Origin of the sequence: Vampirovibrio chlorellavorus, from assembly GCF_003149375.1 — a bacterium.
GTDB classification, from domain to species: Bacteria; Cyanobacteriota; Vampirovibrionia; order Vampirovibrionales; family Vampirovibrionaceae; genus Vampirovibrio; species Vampirovibrio chlorellavorus_B.
The window spans coordinates 1-5,506 of record NZ_QFWH01000013.1 but is presented as its reverse complement, the minus strand read 5'-3'; the positions used below and the strand labels follow the sequence as shown (position 1 = coordinate 5,506).

The window sequence follows — 5,506 nt, the reverse complement described above, 5'->3', positions numbered from 1 at the left end:
GCTGCTTGGGAATCACTGGCTCAATCAGTTCCCATTGCTCGTCACTCAAGGGCTTCCAAGGCATACTCTATCCTCTTCTAAACCCTGGAATTCTAACCCAAAGTTACCGTATTGGCTCTAGTAGGTCAATTAGCAGGTTAATTATGATCCAGACATCCACAAAGGTTGAAAGCTCAGTCATTCGGCTGGTGTTGGTTGAAGATTACAAACTGGTGCGCATCGGTTTGCGCTCCGTTCTCAACGAGGATCCCCGGATTGAGGTGGTGGGAGAGGCCGAAACGGGGGAACAGGGCATTGAAATGATTAAATCACTCAAGCCCGATTTGGTGGTGCTTGATTTGGGCTTGCCCGGCATGGACGGGATTGAAGTGACCAAGGCCATCAAAAATTTTGACGAAAATATTAAAGTCGTCATTCTAACCTCGCACGAGGTTGAGGATGAGGTGCTGGCGGCCTTATCGGCAGGGGCCAACGCTTACTGCCTGAAGGAGATTACCTCCAATCGGCTGATTGAGGTGGTTAAATCCGTTTTCGAAGGGGCTGCCTGGCTGGATCCGGCCATTGCCGGCATGGCCCTGGAGATGTTCTCCAGCAGCAGCATCCGCCCCAAAGGTAACGGCCAGGCCGCCCGCGCGGACTTGCAACTGACCGAGCGGGAAAATCAGGTACTCACCCTGCTGGTGGAAGGCAAAAGCAACTCCGAGATTGCCGATTGCCTGTCGGTGAGTGTGCATACCGCCAAAGCCCATGTGTGCAGTATTTTACAAAAACTCTCTGTCCATGATCGGGTACAGGCGGCAGTAAAAGCCGTTAAGGAAAATCTGGTCTAGTCGCCACTATTTTCCGCAAGCATTCAGCATCACTCCGTCAGGGTTGGGCAAAAAGGCCTCAAAGGCGGCCCCGGGTAATCCCGTAAACCTGCCCCGGAGTGATGCCGCTTGTGGCATTGACCCGCCTTGAACCATCGCTTACCAATCTCTGGCGGGGCGTCCATATATCCTCGCCAGACAAGCTGAATTGACAATCGTATGCCGTTACCCAAGCCCATCCAACGCCTTCTGTCCCTGAGCCTGTGGCATTTCCCCAAAAATTCCCGGGGAAAGCACTTTAACTACCTGCCGGAATTATTTCTGCTGATGACCCTGGTCACCATGGGGTACAGCTTGTACACCATGCAACTGTATCAACAAATGGAGGAAATGGTTCGGTTTACCACCTGGCATCTGCAATTGAGAAAAGAGTTCGCCCTCAGCCTTTTCAGCAGAACTCAGTCCTTGCCCAATGAGTCCGGTCGTATTCTCAGGCAACTACAAAACAATTTAAACACCATGATCAACGGTGGCACCATCACCCTTCCCGCCGACCCTGAAAGCATCCATGTCCCCAAAGCCACCGTTCCCGCGCTGAAGCAGGAACTCCTGAGACGGCTGCGAATTTATCGGAAGATACAAGAAAACGATGCAAAGCTACAGCGAACCCGGCCACAGACCGCTGGCCATCAGGCCATCAGGCATTCAAACAACACCCTGTTGGGCCAACTGGAATACCCGCACGTTGAACTAGTCACCCTGTACATCAAGGAACTGCAGGAAACCGCCAGACAGCTGGCCTGGCTGGAATTGGCGACCGTGTTACTCATCACCCTGATTGGGGTGATCATGACCCGGCAGCAAAAACTGACCCTGCAAGCACTGGCGGAAAGTGAGCAACGCTTTCGGGAAATTTTTAAAATCAGCCCAGTGGGTAAGGCGCTGGTGGATTTTAATGGCACCATTCAGGGGGTCAACCAGGCCTTGCAAAAGCTGCTGGGCTACCCCGAAGCGGAATTGCGGCAACAGCCCATCCGCAGTTTGTATGACGGGGACATTACGGACGCCGAAAAACAACTGTATCAGGAGCTGCTTGAAAAAAAACGATCCGCCTACCAGATTGAGAAGATTTTCCGGCATCGGGACGGCCACGGGATCTGGGTTCTTGTCTCTGTGGCCATTATGTACAACATTGAGCAAGAGCCCAACCTGCTGGTGCTGCAGGCCCAAGACATCACAGAACTCAGAGGCGTCCAGGAGGCCCTGCGTCTTTCCGAAAGGCGGTACCGAACCATTGTGGAGTCCGCCATGGATGGCATTCTGGTCGCCAATATGGAAAATGTCATCGTATCCGCCAATACCCAAGTCAACCGCATATTTGGCTATGAACCCGACGAACTGACCGGAACCAGACTGTTGGCGCTGATTCCCCCCGTATACCGGGAGGCGCACCTGAAGGGCATGCAGCGGGTGAATGAGACGCATGAGTCCCGATTGAGCGGTAAATTACTGGAATTGCAGGGATTGAAAAAAAACGGGGACACTTTCCCGCTGGAACTATCCCTGTCTACCTGGGAGGGCGGGGAGGGCAGCATGATGGCCACGGCCATCATACGGGATATTACGGTTCGAAAAGAATTGCAGCGAGAGCGCGAGGCCCTGATCCTGAGCAAAAAAAGCCTGGAAGAGTTCACCATGATTGCCGCGCACGATTTACAGGAACCGTTGCGGAAGATTGCTTTTTACACAGAACGCTTCAGCAAACGGGAGGAAAAAGGGCTTCAGAAAGCCTCCATACAGGATCTTCAACGCTTGCAGGCGGGGGTCGCCCGTATGCAGGATCTGCTCAGGGCACTGTCGGAATATTCCCGTATTACGCCCCAGAATCCGGAATTTAAACCCATCAACCTCAACCTGTTACTGCCCGGTATTAATTTTGAAATAGAAGCGGAGTTAAACCAAGCCGGGGCCACCCTAAGCATCGATCCCCTGCCCATTATTGAGGCCGATGAGGCCCAGATGCAAATTTTATTTAAAAATTTAATCCAGAATGCCCTCAAGTTTCGCCGAAGCGGGGTATGCCCGCATATTCATATTTATGGTAATTTAATACAGTATCAACTTCATTCTTATGAAGTGCCCATGCTGGAAATTTCCGTTCAGGACAACGGCATCGGCTTCGATGAAAAATATCTGGATCGTATTTTCAAGGTTTTCCAAAGGTTGCACACGGCTTCCAGGTTTTCAGGGACGGGAATTGGCCTGGCCACTTGCAAAAAAATTGTTGAACTCCACCACGGCCATATCACTGCCAGAAGCCAACCGGGTGAAGGCTCTACTTTTATTATTTCTCTTCCCATTTATCAGAAATAATCGACGAAACGTCCATTAGCCGGTAGGAAGATCGCATTGAGTAAGCACAACAACAGCCCAAGAAAACCGCATATCCTGATCGCCGATGATGACAGCGATGACCGGCAAATCATCCGGGAGGCGCTAAACCGCAATATGCCCTCTTGTCTGTATTCTTATGCCGAAGATGGGGAGGAGGCACTAGATTTTTTGTACCATCGGGGCCAGTTTAGCCACCAAAACGCGCCCCCTGTCGATTTAATCCTGCTGGACCTGAATATGCCTCGAAAAACAGGCATGGAGGTGCTGGAAATCATCAAGAAGGAGCCGTCGCTCAAGCATATCCCGGTGGTGGTGCTTACCACCTCGCAAGAGAAAGACGATGTTATTCGCACGTATGAACTGGGTGTTAACTCTTTTATGATCAAGCCCATCTCTTACGATTCGCTGTTAAATGCCATGAAAATATTGGGGAAATACTGGTTTGAAACTGTCGAGCTACCTACCCAGGCCACCTGAAGCCGAATCGGAATTACAACCCATCCGGGTCTTGCTGGTGGATGACGATGAGGATGAGTACATCATCACCCGCAGGATTATTTCTGAAATTATTGGGCGCACCCATTTACTTGACTGGGCAAGTTCTTATGCCCAGGGGCTGGCCTTAATTGAGGAAGCCAACCACGACATTTACCTCATCGATTATCGGCTGGATGAGCATACGGGACTGGACTTGCTGCAGGAAGCGATAGCCCAGGGATGCACCCAGCCCATCATCCTGCTGACCGGTCAAGAGGACCGTGAAGTTGACATTCAGGCCATGAAATCGGGAGCGTGGGACTATCTGGTCAAGGACCGCATTGACGCGCCCATGCTGGAGCGGGCCATTCGTTACACGCTGGAGCATCGGAAGGTGCTGGATGTGCTACTGGAAAATCAGAAGCAGCGGGAAAAATTCGTGGCCACCCTGACACACGACCTGAAAACCCCCATCAAGGCAGAGTTCCGCATTTTTGAGCTGTTGTTAAATGAACGGTTCGGCCCCATTACAGAGGAGCAAAGCACTGTGATACAGGAAATGCTGCGCTCCAACCGATTTATGTATCAAATGGTGGACAACCTGCTGACTGCTTTCAAGTTTGAAAGTGGTCATATGATGCTGAGAATGGAACTGATTGATGTCAACGAACTCATCGCCTCAACGGTGAATCTGGACTTGATTGGGCTGGCCCAGGAAAAAAATCAGGAACTGACCCTGAAACTGGACGCCAATATTCCCAATATACCCGTGGACGGTCTGGAAATTAAACGGGTGATTTACAACCTGGTACAAAATGCCGTCAACTACACGCCCAAGGGCGGAAAAATTGAGATAGGAACCCACTTAAACGAAAATAGCGTGCAGATAACCGTGGCGGACACCGGACCGGGGATAGAACAAACCATCCAGAAGACCCTTTTCGAGCCTTACGCCTCCATGGCAAAGCGGTATCGCCACATTGGAACCGGCTTGGGTCTTTATATTTCCAAAAAGATCATAGAAGCCCATCAAGGGATACTGAGCGTTGAGAGTGAACTGGGCAAGGGTAGCACGTTCCGCTTCCTGCTACCGCTGCACCAGGGAGAACAATCCCCATCATTAAAATTGTTTTGAAGTCATTTAATACCCATTTGTTTAATATACAATCATTAATCGGCTCGCTATAATATTTTCTGTAATTGGGTTCTTCTTAACACCTCAGCCTCATCCAAAGATTAAGCCTTTACGGAAACTCAGGACATTTGTTGTGGGTAATTCCCAATGAAATAAATGTATCTGAACCTGATTTCCGTAAAGGCCTTTTTTTACGGATTCAGGATAGTCTTAAATGTATTCAATATAGCCCCGCCATCCACCTGGGTCTCCTTGCCGTGAAACCAGGTGTTGCGTGACCGAACCAAAGAGGTGCCATCCGGGGCAGTTACGGACGTTTCCCGAGGGGAGACAACGGTCTCTGCACCAAATACACGAGTGCGGTTACTCTGCCTGCCAAAAAGCCCCCGAGAACGCTCCACCTTGTTGCCCAAGGCATCACTGTAACTTACAGAATCACGGCCAAACCAGCCATTACGCTTTTCCACCTTAACCCCAGGTCCCGTCAGAATGAGAGATTCAGCCTGAACACATTCAATCACTGAAGCCAGTAAGAAAAAGAGAGAGCAATAGATTACAATATGGCGCATCGGGAACCTCATCCATCTAAAAATCACCAATTCAATTACTATTAAAGACTCAAAAAGCTGAGTAAAGTTCCGTGCGGGGAGGGGGTGTGTGGAGGGCTTGGGCGTATGCTTCTTCCAGTGGA

The 5,506-nt window shown here is 50.4% G+C and carries 5 protein-coding genes; 4 read left to right on the top strand and 1 reads right to left on the bottom strand.

All coding sequences use genetic code 11. The annotated features are described in order from the left end of the window. Positions 1-143: 143 nt before the first annotated feature. The 4 genes from DF283_RS12745 (at position 144) to DF283_RS12730 (ending at position 4,815) form a co-directional block, all read left to right on the top strand. On the top strand, positions 144-830 hold the full coding sequence (locus DF283_RS12745; protein WP_303675265.1) for a response regulator: 687 nt from the start codon (positions 144-146) through the stop codon (positions 828-830). Positions 831-1,028: 198 nt separating this feature from the next. Further along, a complete protein-coding gene (locus tag DF283_RS12740) occupies positions 1,029-3,182 on the top strand; it encodes a sensor histidine kinase (protein ID WP_303675264.1) in 2,154 nt (717 codons plus the stop codon). A gap of 36 nt (positions 3,183-3,218) precedes the next feature. After that, positions 3,219-3,680 carry a response regulator gene (locus tag DF283_RS12735; protein WP_303675263.1) on the top strand — a complete coding sequence of 154 codons (462 nt, stop codon included), beginning with the start codon at positions 3,219-3,221 and terminating at the stop codon, positions 3,678-3,680. Then, complete coding sequence (locus DF283_RS12730) at positions 3,646-4,815, top strand: ATP-binding response regulator (RefSeq protein WP_303675262.1); 1,170 nt, start codon at positions 3,646-3,648, stop codon at positions 4,813-4,815. Before DF283_RS12735 ends, DF283_RS12730 begins: the two co-directional genes overlap by 35 nt. A 191-nt stretch (positions 4,816-5,006) precedes the next feature. On the opposite strand, the gene DF283_RS12725 is transcribed toward DF283_RS12730, so the two are convergent. Beyond that, positions 5,007-5,506 (bottom strand): hypothetical protein (locus DF283_RS12725; RefSeq protein WP_303675261.1); only part of this gene is annotated, 500 nt, incomplete at its 5' end.